We start from the raw sequence: 17,845 nt of genomic DNA on the forward strand, positions 1-17,845 counted from the left end.
AGCCAGGAGCGGAGCATGCTACCCCTGCAACGTATCGACTTTCTCAATCAGCAACTGCTGGAGTTGCTCGAAGCCATGCCGGCTCCGGCAGAGCCTCTGCCATCGCGCCAGCAGTTGCATGGCGAACTCGCCGGGTTCTGGGCCGCCGCGGACAGCCAAGGCCGCTCGCGGCGGGTTCGCCTGGCCGACATCCGCCGCGCGATGATGCACGCCGAAGCCTCCCTGCGCCAGGCAGACCAGACCTTGAGCGCGCCACTGGCCGCGGTCATCGGCACCTTTCTCGACCTGCCCCACGCCTGGCAACGGCGGCCCCAGCCACGGGCGCAACGGGCCCAGGCCTATCGCCCGGTGCTGTTGCGCAGCAGTCCGGCATGGCGGGCCGCGCTGCCCGGCATGTTCGTGATCGTCACCGGCATGGACGAAGGGGTGGACCTCAGCGCGGATCAGTCGACCGGGCCGGTACTGCTCTGCGGGCTGTGCCAAGGCATGGAGGTCTACCCTTCGCTGGGCGAACTGCACCAGGAGTTGTGCGAGCGCCTTGACGACCCACTGCAGAGCACCTCGCTGCTGCAGTTGATGGTGAGCGAGGCACAGCTGGACAACGCCCGGCAGGCCGACCGCCTGCGCTATGAGTGGTACGCCGACGACCCGCTGCAGGCGCAGGTCGACAGCCTGCTGGAGGTGCAGCGCCAGCGCCTGAACCTGGCCTGGCCGACACTGCCGCCCGCTGCGCGCGACGCCGCCGAAACATTGCGCCAGGCCATGGCGCTCGCTGTCGAGTCAGGCAGCAAGGCGCTGCTCGACACCCGCTATGCGCTGTTGCTGGAAAAGAACCTGCCCCCCTGGCTGCGCGCGGCCAGCCCCGCGGCGCTCGCGCATATCATGCAAGGCATGCAGGAACTCATCGCTGCCGGCCAGAGCGTCGCGGCCCCCGGCATCCTCACGCTGCGGCAGTTTCAGCAAGCCAACACGTTGCGCGAATGGACCAGGGAACGCCTGCAGGCCCAGCTGCGCAACGACCTGGGGGTGACGCTGGCGCCTGAGAACGTGCTCGTCCAGGTGACTCACACGCGTCAGACCGGGCCCTGGATCTACCCCTTGCAACCCTCGAGCTACGTCACCTGGCGGGGGTTCGAAAAAGTCCGGGGCGAGATGGTGGAAGCCGTTCGCGTGAGCTACCCGCTCGATGAGCTGGCCATGCGCAACCTGGCCTGGTTCGACTACGACTACTGGCTGACCGCACGGGTGCTCGCAAAGGATGACACGCCCCTGCCGAGCGAACTGAACAGCACCTTTATCAAGGCGCTGGTGAGGAGCCTGAACGTTGGCGACAGCTACGCCAGCTACCTGCGCACCCAGCTGCTCGACTCGTCCACAGGCAAGTGGCGCCTGCAGGCCCATGCCAAGGTCAACCGGGCACGCATGCGCGCCGAAGCGGCCAAGGCGCGCTACGCCGGGCACCTGTCCAATGCCTGGTCGGAACGGCACTACCGCTGGGTGCAGCAGGTACTGCTCGAACCCCACAATGCCCTGCGCCCAAGGGTGGACGGGCACGCCGTGGTCGTGCGCCAGCTGCTGATCGACCGGCACACCTTGCAGGGCGTGTTGCTGCTGGCCAGCCCCAGCCCCAGCGTCACCTCGTTCGTGCTGTACACGCCAGATGCCCCCGACCGCCGGGCCTGGCGCTCGTTTTCCGGCCCGCGCGAACTGCTCAGGCTGTTGCGCAAGCGCCCTACCCTGCGCACCTACGTCGCCGAGCGCCTGGCGCTGCTGCCGCCCGCCAGGGTCGAACGCTTGCTGCTCAAAGGGCAGCTGGGCAAAGTGCTGCAGACACCCGCCATCGATGACGAGCTGTTCTTCGCCGGCTACCAGGCCGAAGTGCGCAGCCTGCTGGCGGCGGCCGATGCCGACAGCCATAGCACTGCGCAAGCCGACGCCAGGCAAGCGCTGACCTTCGGCATGACCGTGCTCGACCTGATCAGCATCTTCCTGCCGGTCAAGGTGATGATCCCGCTGGCCCTGGGGCGCATGGCGCTGGAAATCTGGAACGGCGTCGAGGCCTATCGCGCGGAAGACCTCAATGGGGTGCTGACCCATGCCTACAACGCGCTCAGCTGCATCAACGATGCAGGTACCAGCCTTGCCAGCACCGGGATGTTGCGCCGCATCATGCGCGGCATGCCCAAGCAGCCGCCCATGCCCTTGCCACTGCGCTTCAGCATCACGCCCTCCACCAGCAACCTGCGTTATCGCATCGATGGTGAGTACGGCGAAGAGGTGTATGAAAAGGTCTCGACCTTCGAGGGCTTGTCCGAGTACTTCATTCAGGATGCCGACAAGCGATATTTCAAGGTGTCGTTCGATGGCAGCCGGTGGCGGGCGATCGACCCGGATCGCCCGGATGCCTACCTGACCCAACCGATCAAACGCCTTGCCGAAGGCAACTGGGTCATCGACTCGCCATTGCTGTGGTACGACGGCCTGCCGGACCTGCAGCAGCTGTTCGCAGACTGCAGCTTGCAGCCAGCGCTCACCGGCACCTCGGTCGACCCGGCGCACGGTGTGTATCAAGCCGCCGAGCAGCTCTACCTGCAGACCCGCGGCGGCCAACTGCCGTTGCGCCGCCATCTGCTGCCCAGCCACTACCACTTGCCCATACCCGGCGCCGACAAGGCCGGCGTCGTGCCCTGGGCCGTCTTGCGCTGGCAGGACGGCCAATGGCGCATTCGCTTGCGCCAGGCGGGGCGCAGCAGCGAGTGGCTGGCTTTTCCCGAGGCTTACTCGGTCAGCCTGGGCAGCAGGCGGTCGAGCCTTTGATGCAGGGCGCTGCCCGCAGGCCAGTTGCGCAGCAGCCGCGCGCGGTCACGGGCATAGGCCGGGGCGAAGCTGAGCTGGGTGGCGTGCTGGCACATGGCATCAAGGTCGATCAACGACCACTGGCCGTTGTCCCAGAACAGGTTGTGGCCTTTGAAGTCGCCATGGCTGATGCGTTCGCGGATCAGCTGCTGCATCACCTGCACCAGCGCGTCGACCTGTTCTTCCGGCGCATCGCCGTTGTCCACGTAGGGCGCGAAGCACGCGGTCAGGTCCGGGCCATCGACGTACTCGGTGACCAGGTACGCGCGGCTGCGCAGGCCCATCACGCGCTGCTCCAGCACCGCCAGCGGGCGTGGCGTGGCGATATCGAGAAATTCCAGGCGGTGGCCTTCGATCCACGAATGCCAGGCCCGGCTCGGCCGCCAGAAGCGCTTGAACCAGTGGGCAGTGTTCTTGATGTTGTAGCGTTTGAGCACCAGCTGGCGGCCGTCGACCTCGATACGCGCCACGCTGGCAGCGCCACCGGTCTTGTATAGGTGGCCCTGGTCGATCAGCCTGTCGGCCTGCTCCAGCACCGGCAGCATGGCCTCGACTTCACCGCGACGGATCGCCCGCAAGCCCGAAAGGCTGCGCTCGACACTGAACAGGCTGCATTCACGGCCAGCCTTCTCCAGGTAATCCTTCTGGCGCCAGTTGCGCACCTTGTCCACCTGCTTCTGCAGCGCTTCCAGGGGCAGCGCATGCTCGGCGTTGGCCAGCAGGTAATGCACCAGCAGTTCTTCGATGAACGGCTCCAGGCGCTTGGGCAACTGGGCGAAGAACACCCCGAGGTTTTCCAGCACGCGTGGGCGCGACAGCTGCTGACCAGGCGTTTCGGCCTTGATGCCGGCGCCGTCGATCAGGTACAGCTTGCCGCCGTGGCGCAGCAGGTTGTCTAGGTGCAGGTCTTCCTGCCACAGGCCCTGGGCGTGCATCTGCGCAACCGCCGTGAGCGCCTCGCCGAGCACCAGGTGCTGCTCGTCGGCCAGCACCGGCAGTTGTTCCACCGCTGCCCAGGCATCGGCCAGGCTTTCGGCGCCGTCGAGGTACTCGAACAGCAGCCAGCCGCCTTCGCCCTCCTTGAGGCCATCGGCCAGAAGCCGAGGCGTGGTCAGGCGTTGTTCGGCGAGCAGCTTCACGCCTTGCAGCTCGCGCTGGAAGTGGCGCGCGGCATTGCCGCCGACCAGCAACTTGGCCAGCACCGGGGTGCCGCGCCAGATGCCGGCGCCGACATAGCGCTGGCCAGGCAGCACGCGCAGCAGGCTGAGCAATTGCAGGTCGGCACTGCCGGCGGCATCGGCCAGGGTAATGCTCAGGGGCAACGACGGGCTGCGCCCGGCGTCCTTGAGTTCAGACAAACGCATCAGCGGGCCTCTTTTTCACGACGGCGTTGCGTCAGGCGCTTGAGCCAGGTGCCGACCAGCGAGCTGTCGGCAGGTTGATCCAGGTAACTGGCCAGCAGCTGACGCACCTCTTGCTCGCCCCAGGCGCGCGCGCGACGCAGCAACGGCTCCAGGTCCTTGAGGCGGTCACGCATGCCGAACAGCAGCGGCCGGGTCTTTTCCAGGTCGATCAGCTGCGCTTCCCAGCCTTCCCGGCGTGGGCGCAGGAAGATGTGCTTGGGGTAGAAGCAGCCGTGCACCTGGCCGGCCTTGTGCAGCGTGCGCGCCAGTTGGCCGCAGGCCTTGAGGATGGCCGCGCGCGCGTCGGCATCGAGCTGCGGCCACTCGGCCAGCAGGCCATCGAGGTCGCGCCACTCGTCGAGGGCACGGGTCATCAGAATCGCCCGATGCTTGCCACCCTGCTTGCGCTCGCCGTAGAACACCGCCTGCAACGCCGGGATGCGCAGTTTCTGGTAGCGGCTGATGTTGCGGAACTCGCGGGCGAAGGTCGGCTCGCCGAACGGGCTGTGCAGGGTGCGGGTCAGGTAGTCGCTCTGGCGCTTGAGGTAATAGCCTTTGCCCTCGAGCTCCAGGCGATAGACGCTGCTCCAGCCACCGCGGCCGGTGTTGGGTTCGTCCACGGCGTCGAGTTGCAGCGCCCACAGCGCCTCGAAATCGTTGAGGCCGTGGCGTTTGAGCAGCGCGAGGTCCGCGCTGGCCAGGTAATCGGTCATTCCCTTCCCTCGAAGAAGCTCAGCACCTGGCGAATGCGCCGCTTGTCGCGCGCATTCAGGCGCTGGCGCCCGCGGTACTGCAGGTAGAAGCGCAGGCGCTGGGTCGCCGACAGGTGGTATTTGGCGACCTTGTCCAGGCACGCCAGGTCCTTGACCATCCGGTGACGCCACATGAAGCCGCGCCAGAAGTCGCCGGTCGGGCAATCGATGAAGAATAGCGTGCCCAGGTCGTCGACCAGCAGGTTGCGCCACTTCAGGTCGTTGTGGGCGAAGCGGTGCTCGTGCATCACCCGGGTGTGGCGCGCCAGCTGGCGGCTGAGCTTGTCGACCCAGAACCGGTCAGACAGGCGCGGGTCATTGCGCTCGGCCAGGGCCGAAAGATCCTCGGTGCGTGGCAGCTCCCGGGTGACCATGGCCCCGCGGCCAAAGGCCAGGCCATTGCGTTCCAGGCCCCAGGCCACCACCTCGGCGGTAGGGATGTCCCACTTGGCGAACTGCTTGAGGTTCTGCCATTCGGCCTTGATCCGTGGCCGGCCCAGGTAGCGGCGCATGTGCTTGCCGGCGCCGGTATAGCGCTTGACGTAGTAGTTGACCCCGTCACGCTCGATGCGGATGACCTCGCTGAGCGGGTCACGGGTCAGGCGCTCGCCCTGGATGGCGAATACCGCGTCGAGGCTGCCGAAGTCCGCCGCCAGGTGCTCGTAGCCAGGCGCCAGTGTCCAACCCGCCATCAGAGTGCATCCCCATAGCGTTGCTTGCGATCGTAGAGTTTCTGCGCCTTGCGCTCGAGCCAGGCGAGCAGCGCGGCTTCCTCCTGAAGGATCTGCCGCAGCGGACGCTGGAAGTAGCCACGCAGGAAGCGCAGCTTGTCGCGCCGGGTCAGGCCGATGTCCAGCGCCGAGAAGTACAGCGCGGCCAGGTCCTTGTCGCGCCAGCGGCGGCTGATGGTCGCACGGGTCTGGGCGCGGTGCAGGTCGATGACCGACAGTTTGAAGTCATCCGCCGTCACCGGGCGGTCGGTGTGCAACAGGAAGTGGCAGATGTAGCAGTCGCGGTGGTTGACCCCGGCGCGGTGCATGCCGCCGGTCATCTTCGCCACTTCGGCGATCAGCGCACGCTTGAGACGCGGCTCGGGCGGCTGCCTGACCCAGTCGAGGCTGTAGTCCTCCAGGCTGATGGTCGGCGCCAGCTCCTCGGTGACGATGAACGAGTGCTGGCTGGCCGGGTTGCTGCCGCGCTCGCCGTAGGCCACCGCGGTCATGGTCGGCACGCCGACTTCATGCAGGCGCTGGATGGCCTGCCATTCCTGGCCGGCACCGAGCACCGGCAGCTTGGCGGTGAACAGGTTCTTGAAGATCTCGCCCCAGCCGATGCCACGGTGGATCTTGACGAAGAAGCCTTCGCCGGCAACCTCGGTGCGCAGCGTGCGGCGGCCTTCCAGCTCGCGGTAGACCTCGCCTTGCAGCGCTTCCACGGCCTCGAAGGCATCGCGCCCGGCCCACAGGCGCTTGAACGGTTCGGCCAGTATCAGCTTCATGCGGTCTCCTGCCCCAGAATCACGTCGGCGGCATGCTGCGGCATGCTGTACAAGTCAGCGCTGTCGGCGAACGCCAGACCGTTGCGCGCCCAGGCGGCACGGGCCTGCCCGTCTTCGAGCATGCGTTGCAGGTAGCCGTTGAGCTGTTCCTGTTCGAACGGCTCGTCCAGCACCAGGCCGCAGTCGGCCTCGGCAATATAGTGGGCGTAGCCGCAGACCTTGGACACCAGCACCGGCAGGCCAGCCACCAGGGCTTCGAGCAGCACGGTGCCGGTGTTTTCGTTGTAGGCCGGGTGGATCAGCAGGTCGGCCCCCAGCAGGAAGCGCGGGATGTCGCTGCGACCCTTGAGGAACTGCACCTGCTCGCCCAGGCCCAGGGTGGCGCTTTGCAGCTGGAACACCTTGGGGTCGTCCTGGCCGATCACCATCAGCCGGGTGCGCTTGCGCAGCGCCGACGGCAGCGCGGCCAGGGCCTTGAGGCTGCGGTCGACGCCCTTGGTCTTGAAGCCCGAACCGATCTGCACCAGCAGCAGGTCGTCATCGCCCAGGTTGAACTCCTTGCGGAACTCGGCGCGGATCTCTGCGGCGTTGGCCGGCGCCCGGCGGTCCTGGGAAATGCCCGGCGGCAGCAGGTGGAAGCGTTCCACGGGGGTGCCGTAGTGCTTGATGAACAGCGGCTGCTGCACTTCGGAAATCATCAGCACCTCGGTGCGGGCGTCCTTGGCGAACACCGCGCGCTCGTACTCGGCGAAGTGCCGGTAGCGGCCCCAGCGACGGTACAGGCCGCCGCGCAGGGTCTGGGCCTTGTCCTCGAAGCAGCCATCGGCGGCGTAGTACACGTCCAGCCCCGGCATCTTGTTGAAGCCGATCAGGCGGTCGACCGGGCGCTTGGCCAGGTCCGCGGCCATCCAGGCACTGAGCTTCTCGTTGCGGCGGTGGTTGAAGATCGCCTTCACCGGCGCCACCAGCACTTCGAAGCCCGGCGGAATGTCACCCTCCCAGATCAGCGTGTACACGCGGATCTGGTGGCCCCGCTTCTGGCACTCCAGGGCAATGCGCATGAAGTCGCGCTGCAGCCCGCCGAAGGGGAAATATTTGTAAAGCACGAAAGCCAGTTGCATCAACGAACATCCTCAGCCAGCAGCAGCGCGCTCAGGCGGCTCGCCACATGCTCGGGATTCAGGCGAGTGAAGCACAACGGCCACTCGCGTTTGATATCGAACCGGCGCAGGTCATCGGCGCTCGGTTTGTAGGTGCACTTCTTCTGCAGGCACGGGGCGCAGGGGAAGTCGCTGGCCTGGTGCACCTGCACCCGGCCGTAGGCGCCGGTCAGGCCCGGGTTGGTCGGGCCGAACAGCGAAATGGTCGGCACATCCAGCGCCGCGGCCAGGTGGCCGAGGCCGGTGTCCACCGCCACGCAGGCCTTGGCGGCCGCCAGTACGCGGGCGACGCCGGCCAGGTTCAATTTGGGGAGCACCTGGCAGTTGTTCAAGCCCTGGGCGATGCGTTCGGCGCGCGCCTTCTCGGCCGGGTTGCCCCAGGGCAGGCGCACTTGCAGCTTGCGCCGGCCCAGGCGCTCGGCCAGTTCGCGCCAGTAGGCCTCGGGCCAATGCTTGGTGGCCCACGTGGTGCCGTGCAGGAACACCACGTAGGGCGCGGCTGGCGGCAACTGCAGGCGGTCGAGGTCGAGGCCGTAGTGGCCGATGCCTTCGGGCAGGTCGTAGGCCAGGGCCATGGCGAACAGCTGGCGCACGCGTTCCACGGCATGCTGGCCGACGGCGACCGACAGGCGCCGGTCGTAGAAGCGGCTGGCCAGCCCTTCACGGGCGGAATAGCGGTCCAGGCCGGCCACCGGCGCCTTGACGTAACGGGTCAGCCAGGCCGACTTGACCAGGCCCTGGGCGTCGATCACCAGGTCATAGGTGTGCTCGCGCAGGCGCTGCTTGAACGCCTTCCACTCGCCGCTCTTGAGGGTCTGCCAGAGGTTCTTGCGCCAGCGGCGGATCGCCACCGGGATCACCCGGTCGACCGCCGGGTGCCAGCTGGGGATCTCGGCGAAGCCTTCTTCCACCACCCAGTCGAAACGAATGCCCGGGATCGCGTGGGCGGCATCGGTGAGCGCCGGCAGGGTGTGGATCACATCACCCAGCGACGAGGTCTTGATGATCAGTACCCGCACTTAGTCGACCTCGGCCACGCTATCGATCAGGTTCGGGCCGCCCAGGCTGTGCAGGGCGGCGATGACTTTGCCCGGTTCCAGCAGGCGCAGGCAATTGTAGTGGCCGAAACGGCAGGTGCGCTCGAAACATGGGCTGCACTCGATGCCGGTGCGCACCACCTCCACCTGCTCGGCCAGCGGCGGGGTGAAGCCCGGCGAGGTCGAACCGTACACCGCCACCAGCGGGCGGTTGAGGGCGGCGGCCACGTGCATCAGGCCGGAGTCGTTGGAAACCACGGCATCGGCGCAGGACATCAGGTCGATGGCTTCGGCCAGCGAGGTTTCGCCGGCCAGGTTGCTGGACTCTTCGCGAAGCCCCGGGATCAGGCGCTCGCGGATCTGCTCGCCGACCGGGTGATCGCTCTTCGAGCCGAACAGCCAGACCTGCCAGCCCTGGCGAATCATCGCATCGGCCACTTCGGCGTAGTGCTCGGCCGGCCAACGCTTGGCCTCGCCGAATTCGGCGCCAGGGCACAGGGCCAGCACCGGGCGGTCGAGTTGCAGGCCGAACTTGGCCAGGGCGACCTCGCGGCTCTGCGCTTCGATCTGCAGGCTCGGCCGTGGGTACGGCTGCGGCAGCTCGGCGCCGGGCGCGTAGGCCAGGGCCATGAAGCGCTCGATCATCAACGGGTAGCGTGCCTTGTCCAGCTTGCGCACGTCGTTGAGCAGGCCGAAGCGCATCTCGCCGCGCCAGCCGGTGCGCTTGGGAATACCGGCGAAGAACGGCACCAGTGCCGACTTCAGCGAGTTGGGCAGCAGGATGGCCTGGTCGTACTGGCCGGCCAGGGACTTGCCGATGCGCCGCCGCGTGGCCAGTTCCAGCGCGCCGTGGCCGAGCGGGAAGCTCAAGGCCTGGCGCACTTCGGGCATGCGTTCGAGGATCGGCCGGCTCCACTCGGGTGCCAGCACATCGATCACGCAGTCGGGGTGCTGCTGTTTCAGGCACTGGAACAGGGTCTGCGCCATCACCATGTCGCCGACCCAGCTGGGGCCAATGATCAGTATTCTCATGCTTAGTCCAGAAACGCTCGGGGAGGCTACAGGCTGCTTACAGCCTGGCCTCCCCTCTTTATATTCAGGCTATGTGGCGGACAGTGTACCACCGAGGCATATCTGCCGCTGATCGCAGACCCTGTGGGAGCGGGTTCACCCGCGAACACCGGCGAAGCCGGTGCCATGCACCGCGTCGTCTTCTTCGCGGGTAAACCCGCTCCCACAGGGCTGGCGGCGGCTTCAAGTAAGACCCAGCTCGCCCCAGATCCGCCGCACTTCGCGGCGTTCATCGGCAAACTGCGCCGCGTCGATCACCCCGGCCTGCTTCTGCAGGGCCTGACGGTGCGACGCCGAACGGAACGCCTTGTACACCTCTCGCAACAGCACCGCGTCGCTGGCCGGCATCAGGCCCGCCTGCTCCAGCTCTTCCAGAATGCGGATGTTGTCGGTCCATCGAAGAATGGCCGGATGGTCGTGGGACCAGGCCAAAGCGGCGTATTGCACCATAAATTCGATATCGACGATACCGCCGGCATCCTGCTTGATATCGAACTCCACGCCGGCGTCGAAGGCATTGGCCGCAGTGCCGGCGGCAGTGGCCTTGGTGCCGAGGTTGTCGCGCATCTTGGCGCGCATCTCGCTCACCTCGGTACGCAGTTTCTCCAGCTCCCGAGCCTGGCCGAGCACCTTGGCGCGCACGCCCTCGAAGGCCGTGGCCACCAGCTTGCAGCCGACCAGCACGCGGGCCCGCACCAGGGCCTGGTGCTCCCAGGTCCAGGCTTCGTTCTGCTGGTAGCGCTCGAACGCACCCAGCGAGCTGACCAGCAAGCCTGCGGCGCCGGACGGGCGCAGGCGCATGTCGACGTCGTAGAGCTGGCCGGAGTTGGTCTGGGTAGTCAGCAGGTGGATGATGCGCTGGCCCAGGCGGGTGAAGAACTGCGCGCTGTCGATCGGCTTGGCGCCATCGGTCTCGGCCTGCGGGTCGCCATCGTGGATGAACACCAGGTCCAGGTCCGAGCCATGGCCCAGTTCCAGGCCGCCGACCTTGCCGTAGCCGAGGATGATGAAGCCCGGGTCGCACAGGCTGCCGTCGCTGCGCCTGGGCTGGCCGTGGCGGGCCACGGTCTGGCGCCAGGCCAGGGCCAGCACCTGGTCGAGGATGGCCTCGGCCAGCCAGGTCAGGTAGTCGCTGACTTTCATCAGCGGCAAGTTGCCGCTGATCTCCGACGCCGCCACCCGCAGGCTGTGGGCCAGCTTGAAATGGCGCAGCGCTTCCATCTGCTGTTCCAGGTCGTCCTCGGGGATGCGCGTCAGGCGCTCGCGCAATTCGGCCGCCAGCTCCGGCGCCAGCGGCGGGCTGAACAGCCGGCCTTCGTTGAGCAGTTCGTCGAGCAGCAGCGGGTAGCGGGCGATCTGTTCGGCGATCCACGGGCTGGCCGCGCACAGGGTCAGCAGGCGGCGCAGGGCACCGGGGTTTTCGGTGAGCAGCACCAGGTACGCCGAACGCCGTGCCACCGCTTCGACCAGCGGCAGTACGCGTTCCAGCACCAGGTCCGGGTTGTCGTGCTCCACGGCCTGGGCCAGCAGGCGCGGGATGAAGGCATCCAGGCGCTCGCGGCCGATGCGCTGCATCGAGCGCAGCTGCGGGCTGGCACGCAGGCCGGCGAGGCGACGCAGGGCGTCGGCCGGTTGCTTGAAGCCGGCTTCCTGCAGCTGGCGGCCGGCAGCCTCCTCGTCCTGGGCCTGCTCCCACAGCGGCGACCACTCGCCGCCCACCACCAGCTCGCCCTCGCCTTCTTCTTCATCGGGGTCGGCGATGACCTGGCGGAAGTGCCAGTCGACCCGGCCGCGCCAGTACATCAACTGGTCATGGAAGCCCTGCCAGTCGGCAAAGCCGAGGATGTAGGCGACCCGCGCGCGGTCGAGGTCGCTGTCCGGCAGCATCTGCGTCTGGCGGTCGGCGATGGCCTGGATCGCATGCTCGGTGTAGCGCAGGAACTCATAGCCTTCGCGCAGCTCGGCAACCACCGCCGGCGGCAGGTAGCCCTGGCCCTCCAAGGTCGCCAGCACCTTGAGCAGCGGCCGCTGCTGCAGGCTCAGGTCGCGCCCGCCGTGGATCAGCTGGAACGCCTGGGCGATGAACTCGACCTCGCGGATACCACCGGCGCCGAGCTTGATGTTGTCGGCCATGCCCTTGCGCCGCACTTCCTGCTGGATCAGCTGCTTCATGGTGCGCAGCGCTTCGATCGCCGAGAAGTCCAGGTAACGCCGGTAGACGAACGGCCGCAGCATTTCCTGCAACTGCGCGCCGGCCGCCTGGTCGCCGGCCACCACCCGCGCCTTGATCATCGCGTAGCGTTCCCAGTCGCGGCCCTGGTCCTGGTAGTACTGCTCCAGGGCATTGAAGCTGAGCACCAGCGCGCCGGCCGAGCCGTAGGGGCGCAGGCGCATGTCGACGCGGAACACGAAGCCGTCGACGGTCACCGGGTCGAGTGCCTTGATCAGGCGCTGGCCGAGGCGGGTGAAGAACTCCTGGTTTTCCAGCGAGCGTTTCACGCCCTCGGTTTCACCGCCCTCGGGGAAGGCGAAGATCAGGTCGATGTCCGACGACAGGTTCAGCTCCACCGCGCCCAGCTTGCCCATGCCCAGCACCACCATGTGCTGCGGCTGGCCGCTGCGGTTGCCGATCGGCGTGCCGAACTGCTGGCAGTGGCGCGGGTACAGCCACTGGTAGGCTTCGTCGATGGCGGCATCGGCGAGGTCGGACAGGTCGCGGCAGGTCTCGCCCAGCTCGGCCTGGCGGGTGATGTCACGCCAGATGATGCGCAGCTGCTGGCGGTTGCGCTCGCGGCGCAGGTTGCGCGCCAGCTCCTCCTCGCTCTGCGCCGCCTGGGCCACCGCGGCCACCTGCCCACGCAGCTCGCCCGGGGCGTGGCGGCGGTCCAGCTGGCCACTGGCGATCAGCGCGAACAGCATGGCTGGCTCGCGCTGGGCCAGGCCGAGGACGAAGTCGCTGGCGGCCGCCACCTGGTCGAACTGCTGGCGGTGGGCCGGGCTCAGGGCGCTGAGGTCGAGATCAGCCTGGCCGGCGACGGCATCGCGCAGAAACTGCTGGTTGCGGGCGACCAGCGGTTGCAGGGTGGTAGGCAGATCGAGCGGCAAAGGCAGGCGCATGGTCTATCCTTGATCGGCGTGAAAGTGAGGGGTAAACGCGGCCACGGGAGCGCTGGACCACGGTTGGACTGTCATACAAAAGTTGGAAATAGCTGAAAAAATCCAATCATTGGCAAGAAACATCAACAATCACCCGTTCGTGGCACAACGCCAACCAACATGAACGTTTTTCCCCACAAGCCAAGGTGCGACCAAACGTCGCATTTGTGTAGTTTTACTACTACCCCTGGCGCGCAAAAGCATGAAATGCCAGAGCAAATGTAGTAAAACTACACGGCGCCGGGAGACACCCCGGTAATCCAAGAATTCACGACGTCTGCCCATAAGGCCAGTCGCAAACTCAGGCCCCCGATTCTGGTGGCCTTTCCGCCCTGGAGCAAGCCATGCAAGACCTCGATCCAATCGAAACCCAGGAATGGCTGGATGCCCTGGAGTCGGTCCTCGACAAAGAAGGCGAAGACCGCGCTCATTACCTGATGACCCGCATGGGCGAGCTGGCCACCCGCAGTGGCTCCCAGCTGCCGTACGCAATCACCACGCCATACCGCAACACCATCCCTGTCACCCACGAAGCACGCATGCCTGGCGACCTGTTCATGGAACGCCGCATTCGCTCGATGGTGCGTTGGAACGCGCTGGCCATGGTGATGCGCACCAACCTGAAGGACTCGGACCTGGGCGGCCACATCTCCAGCTTCGCTTCCAGTGCCACCCTGTACGACATCGGCTTCAACTACTTCTTCCAGGCCCCGACCGACGAACACGGCGGCGACCTGGTGTTCTTCCAGGGCCACGCCTCGCCAGGCGTCTACGCCCGCGCCTTCATGGAAGGCCGCATCAACGAAGAGCAGATGAACAACTTCCGTCAGGAAGTGGACGGCAACGGCCTGTCTTCGTACCCGCACCCATGGCTGATGCCTGACTTCTGGCAGTTCCCGACCGTTTCGATGGGTCTGGGCCCGATCCAGGCCATCTACCAGGCCCGCTTCATGAAGTACCTGGAAGCGCGCGGCTTCATCCCGGCCGGCAAGCAGAAGGTCTGGTGCTTCATGGGCGACGGCGAGTGCGACGAGCCGGAATCCCTGGGCGCGATCGCCCTGGCCGGCCGCGAGAAGCTGGACAACCTGATCTTCGTCATCAACTGCAACCTGCAGCGCCTCGACGGCCCGGTTCGCGGCAACGGCAAGATCATCCAGGAACTCGAAGGCGTGTTCCGTGGCGGTGGCTGGAACGTCAACAAGGTGGTCTGGGGCCGCTTCTGGGACCCACTGCTGGCCAAGGACACCAACGGTGCCCTGCAGCGCCGCATGGACGAAGTCATCGACGGCGAGTACCAGAACTACAAGGCCAAGGACGGCGCGTACGTTCGTGAGAACTTCTTCAACACTCCAGAGCTCAAGGCCATGGTCGAAGACCTGTCCGACGACGAGATCTGGAAGCTCAACCGTGGCGGCCACGACCCGTACAAGGTCTACGCGGCGTACCACCAGGCCGTGAACCACAAAGAGCAGCCGACTGTCATCCTGGCCAAGACCATCAAGGGTTACGGTACCGGTGCCGGCGAAGCCAAGAACACCGCGCACAACACCAAGAAGGTCGACGTCGACAGCCTGCGTCACTTCCGTGACCGCTTCGACATCCCGGTCAAGGATGCCGACCTCGAGAACCTGCCGTTCTTCAAGCCCGAAGAAGGTTCTGCCGAAGCCAAGTACCTGGCCGAGCGCCGTGCTGCCCTGGGCGGTTTCGTGCCACAGCGCCGCGCCAAGAGCTTCAGCGTGCCGACCCCGCCACTGGAAACGCTGAAAGCGATCCTGGACGGCTCGGGCGACCGCGAAATCTCCACCACCATGGCCTTCGTGCGCATCCTCGCGCAGCTGGTCAAGGACAAGGACATCGGCCAGCGCATCGTTCCGATCATCCCGGACGAAGCCCGTACCTTCGGTATGGAAGGCATGTTCCGCCAGCTGGGCATCTACTCGTCGGTCGGCCAGCTCTACGAGCCAGTCGACAAAGACCAGGTGATGTTCTACCGCGAAGACAAGAAGGGCCAGATCCTCGAGGAAGGCATCAACGAAGCCGGCGCCATGTCGTCGTTCATCGCTGCCGGTACCTCGTACAGCTGCCACAACCAGCCGATGCTGCCGTTCTACATCTTCTACTCGATGTTCGGCTTCCAGCGTATCGGCGACCTGGCCTGGGCCGCTGGCGACAGCCGCACCCGTGGCTTCCTGATCGGCGGTACCGCCGGCCGTACCACCCTCAACGGTGAAGGCCTGCAGCACGAAGACGGTCACAGCCACATGATGGCGGGCACCATCCCGAACTGCCGCACCTACGATCCGACCTACGGCTACGAGCTGGCGGTGATCATCCAGGACGGCATGAAGAAGATGACCGAAGAGCAACAGGACATCTTCTACTACATCACCGTGATGAACGAATCCTACCAGCAGCCAGCCATGCCGGCCGGTGTCGAGGAAGGCATCATCAAGGGCATGTACCTGCTGGAAGAAGACACCCGCGAAGCCGCGCACCACGTACAGCTGATGGGCTCCGGCACCATCCTGCGCGAAGTCCGCGAAGCGGCGAAGATCCTGCGCGAAGAGTTCAACGTCGGTGCCGACGTGTGGAGCGTCACCAGCTTCAACGAACTGCGTCGCGACGGCCTCGCCGTGGAACGCGCCAACCGCCTGAAGCCTGGCCAGAAGCCACAGCAGACCTACGTCGAGCAGTGCCTGAACGGTCGCAAAGGCCCGGTCATCGCCTCCACCGACTACATGAAGCTGTTCGCCGAGCAGATCCGCCAGTGGGTGCCGAGCAAAGAGTTCAAGGTCCTGGGTACCGACGGTTACGGTCGCAGCGACAGCCGCAAGAAGCTGCGTCACTTCTTCGAAGTCGATCGCCACTTCGTGGTGCTGGCTGCCCTGGAAGCCCTGGCTGACCGCGGCGAGATCGAACCCAAGGTTGTGGCTGACGCCATCGTCAAGTTCGGCATCGACCCGGACAAGCGCAACCCACTGGACTGCTGAGGAGTATTTTTAAGTGAGCGAACTCATTCGCGTACCTGACATCGGCAGCGGTGAAGGTGAAATCATCGAGCTGTTCGTCAAGGTCGGTGATCGTATCGAGGCTGACCAGAGCCTGCTGACCCTGGAGTCCGACAAGGCCTCCATGGAGATCCCGGCCCCCAAGGCCGGCGTGATCAAGGAACTCAAGGTCAAGCTGGGCGACCGCCTGAAAGAAGGCGACGAGCTGCTGGTCCTGGAAGCCGAGGGCGCCGCTGCTGCGGCCCCTGAGGCTCCGGCCGCTGCCCCGGCCCAGGCTGCCGCTCCAGCGCCAGCCGCTGAAGCCGCCCCGGCTCCTGCTGCGGCTGCGGCCCCGGCTGCTGCCAGCGTGCAGGACATCCACGTGCCGGACATCGGTTCGTCGGGCAAGGCCAAGATCATCGAAGTGCTGGTCAAGGTCGGCGACACCGTCGAAGCCGACCAGTCGCTGATCACCCTGGAGTCCGACAAGGCCTCCATGGAGATCCCGTCGCCGGCTGCCGGCGTGGTCGAAGAAGTGCTGTGCAAGCTGGAAGACGAAGTCGGCACTGGCGACCTGATCTTCAAGCTCAAGGTTGCTGGCGCAGCACCTGCTGCTGCCCCGGCTCCGGCCGCCGCTGCACCTGCCCCTGCTGCCGCTGCACCTGCCGCGCCTGCCGCCGCCGCTCCAGCTGCTGCTCCGGCCGCAGCACCAGCACCGGTCGCCACCGCACCGGGTGCCGGCAGCAACGCCAAGGTTCACGCCGGCCCGGCGGTTCGCCAGCTGGCCCGTGAATTCGGTGTCGACCTGGGCGCAGTGGCCGCGACCGGTCCGCACGGCCGTATCCTGAAAGAAGACGTGCAGGTCTACGTCAAGGCGATGATGCAGAAGGCCAAGGAGGCACCAGCAGCCGCTGGCGCAACCGGCGGCGCCGGCATCCCGCCGATCCCGGCCGTCGACTTCAGCAAGTTCGGTGAAGTGGAAGAAGTGGCCCTGACCCGCCTGATGCAGGTCGGTGCCGCCAACCTGCACCGCAGCTGGCTGAACGTGCCGCACGTGACCCAGTTCGATTCCGCCGACATCACCGAGCTGGAAGCCTTCCGCGTGGCGCAGAAGGCCGTGGCCGAGAAGGCTGGCGTCAAGCTGACCGTGCTGCCGCTGCTGCTCAAGGCCTGCGCCTTCCTGCTCAAGGAACTGCCGGACTTCAACAGCTCGCTGGCGCCAAGCGGCAAGGCCGTGATCCGCAAGAAGTACGTGCACATCGGCTTCGCCGTGGACACCCCGGACGGCCTGCTGGTCCCGGTGATCAAGAACGTCGACCAGAAGAGCCTGCTGCAACTGGCTGCCGAAGCCGCTGCACTGGCCGAGAAGGCGCGCACCAAGAAGCTGTCGGCCGACGACATGCAAGGTGCCTGCTTCACCATCTCCAGCCTCGGCCACATTGGCGGCACCGGCTTCACGCCGATCGTCAACGCGCCTGAGGTGGCTATCCTGGGCGTCTCCAAGGCGACCATGCAGCCGGTCTGGGATGGCAAGGCCTTCCAGCCGAAGCTGATGCTGCCGCTGTCGCTGTCCTACGATCACCGTGTGATCAACGGCGCTGCCGCCGCGCGCTTCACCAAGCGCCTGGGCGACGTGCTGGGCGACATCCGCACCATGCTGCTGTAAGGCGGCACACTGCCCCTCCTTGCGAGGGGCAGTACTCTTTTCGAGCTGCCACGCTCGTACCTCAACCCCGCCACCTGGCGGGGCTTTTTTTGCCTGTAGCAACGCATTCGCGGGCAAGCCCGCTCCCACAGGAGTGCGGTACCTGTGGGAGCGGGCTTGCCCGCGAATGGGCTGCAAGGCAGCCCAAATTCACACGCGGAACTAAGGATTTCATCCCAGCGGCCGAAAACATATACATGACATCCCTCATGGCCGCTTG

At 66.2% G+C, this 17,845-nt stretch carries 11 protein-coding genes; 3 read left to right on the plus strand and 8 right to left on the minus strand.

Annotation, left to right across the window (positions count from 1 at the left end; translation table 11 throughout):
* Positions 1-15: 15 nt before the first annotated feature.
* Positions 16-2,817 (plus strand): dermonecrotic toxin domain-containing protein, encoded by a 2,802-nt coding sequence (locus ACIP21_RS04635; protein WP_400684522.1) that lies wholly within the window; start codon positions 16-18, stop codon positions 2,815-2,817.
* Here the strand turns inward: ACIP21_RS04635 and ACIP21_RS04640 are convergent.
* From ACIP21_RS04640 to glnE, 8 genes are all read right to left on the minus strand, one after another.
* A complete protein-coding gene (locus ACIP21_RS04640; RefSeq protein WP_400684525.1) occupies positions 2,778-4,220 on the minus strand; it encodes a lipopolysaccharide kinase InaA family protein in 1,443 nt (480 codons plus the stop codon). The genes ACIP21_RS04635 and ACIP21_RS04640 overlap by 40 nt on opposite strands.
* The gene (locus tag ACIP21_RS04645; protein ID WP_400684527.1) at positions 4,220-4,972 is read right to left on the minus strand and encodes a lipopolysaccharide kinase InaA family protein; all 753 of its coding nucleotides are present in this window, start codon (positions 4,970-4,972) and stop codon (positions 4,220-4,222) included. The genes ACIP21_RS04640 and ACIP21_RS04645 overlap by 1 nt, the downstream gene beginning before the upstream one ends.
* Positions 4,969-5,703, minus strand: a complete 735-nt coding sequence (locus tag ACIP21_RS04650) for a lipopolysaccharide kinase InaA family protein (protein WP_400684530.1) — start codon at positions 5,701-5,703, stop codon at positions 4,969-4,971. The genes ACIP21_RS04645 and ACIP21_RS04650 overlap by 4 nt, the downstream gene beginning before the upstream one ends.
* Positions 5,703-6,509: a lipopolysaccharide core heptose(I) kinase RfaP gene (gene rfaP, locus ACIP21_RS04655; protein ID WP_400684533.1), complete on the minus strand. Its 807-nt coding sequence runs from the start codon at positions 6,507-6,509 to the stop codon at positions 5,703-5,705. The genes ACIP21_RS04650 and rfaP overlap by 1 nt, the downstream gene beginning before the upstream one ends.
* On the minus strand, positions 6,506-7,630 hold the full coding sequence (locus ACIP21_RS04660) for a glycosyltransferase family 4 protein (RefSeq protein ID WP_400684535.1): 1,125 nt from the start codon (positions 7,628-7,630) through the stop codon (positions 6,506-6,508). Before ACIP21_RS04660 ends, rfaP begins: the two co-directional genes overlap by 4 nt.
* Positions 7,630-8,688 (minus strand): lipopolysaccharide heptosyltransferase I, encoded by a 1,059-nt coding sequence (waaC, locus tag ACIP21_RS04665; RefSeq protein WP_400684538.1) that lies wholly within the window; start codon positions 8,686-8,688, stop codon positions 7,630-7,632. Before waaC ends, ACIP21_RS04660 begins: the two co-directional genes overlap by 1 nt.
* Positions 8,689-9,738: a lipopolysaccharide heptosyltransferase II gene (waaF, locus tag ACIP21_RS04670; RefSeq protein WP_400684540.1), complete on the minus strand. Its 1,050-nt coding sequence runs from the start codon at positions 9,736-9,738 to the stop codon at positions 8,689-8,691. It lies immediately after the preceding gene.
* A 222-nt stretch (positions 9,739-9,960) separates the two neighbouring features.
* The gene (gene glnE / locus ACIP21_RS04675) at positions 9,961-12,894 is read right to left on the minus strand and encodes a bifunctional [glutamate--ammonia ligase]-adenylyl-L-tyrosine phosphorylase/[glutamate--ammonia-ligase] adenylyltransferase (protein WP_400684543.1); all 2,934 of its coding nucleotides are present in this window, start codon (positions 12,892-12,894) and stop codon (positions 9,961-9,963) included.
* 383 nt (positions 12,895-13,277) lie between these two features.
* Between glnE and aceE the strand changes: the two genes are divergently transcribed.
* Entirely contained in the window at positions 13,278-15,923 is a 2,646-nt protein-coding gene (aceE, locus tag ACIP21_RS04680) for a pyruvate dehydrogenase (acetyl-transferring), homodimeric type (protein WP_400684545.1), read from the plus strand.
* A gap of 13 nt (positions 15,924-15,936) precedes the next feature.
* Positions 15,937-17,586 carry a dihydrolipoyllysine-residue acetyltransferase gene (gene aceF / locus ACIP21_RS04685; RefSeq protein WP_400684547.1) on the plus strand — a complete coding sequence of 550 codons (1,650 nt, stop codon included), beginning with the start codon at positions 15,937-15,939 and terminating at the stop codon, positions 17,584-17,586.
* The last annotated feature ends 259 nt before the right edge of the window (positions 17,587-17,845 follow it).

Origin of the sequence: Pseudomonas sp. NPDC089401, from assembly GCF_044749485.1 — a bacterium.
Taxonomy (GTDB): Bacteria; Pseudomonadota; Gammaproteobacteria; order Pseudomonadales; family Pseudomonadaceae; genus Aquipseudomonas.

Bases quoted from the DNA above. Each gene is read 5' to 3' on its own strand.
- ACIP21_RS04635 (WP_400684522.1), top strand. From the start codon at position 16: ATGCTACCCCTGCAACGTATCGACTTTCTCAATCAGCAACTGCTGGAG.
- ACIP21_RS04640 (WP_400684525.1), bottom strand. From the start codon at position 4,220: ATGCGTTTGTCTGAACTCAAGGACGCCGGGCGCAGCCCGTCGTTGCCC.
- ACIP21_RS04645 (WP_400684527.1), bottom strand. From the start codon at position 4,972: ATGACCGATTACCTGGCCAGCGCGGACCTCGCGCTGCTCAAACGCCAC.
- ACIP21_RS04650 (WP_400684530.1), bottom strand. From the start codon at position 5,703: ATGGCGGGTTGGACACTGGCGCCTGGCTACGAGCACCTGGCGGCGGAC.
- rfaP (WP_400684533.1), bottom strand. From the start codon at position 6,509: ATGAAGCTGATACTGGCCGAACCGTTCAAGCGCCTGTGGGCCGGGCGC.
- ACIP21_RS04660 (WP_400684535.1), bottom strand. From the start codon at position 7,630: ATGCAACTGGCTTTCGTGCTTTACAAATATTTCCCCTTCGGCGGGCTG.
- waaF (WP_400684540.1), bottom strand. From the start codon at position 9,738: ATGAGAATACTGATCATTGGCCCCAGCTGGGTCGGCGACATGGTGATG.
- glnE (WP_400684543.1), bottom strand. From the start codon at position 12,894: ATGCGCCTGCCTTTGCCGCTCGATCTGCCTACCACCCTGCAACCGCTG.
- aceE (WP_400684545.1), top strand. From the start codon at position 13,278: ATGCAAGACCTCGATCCAATCGAAACCCAGGAATGGCTGGATGCCCTG.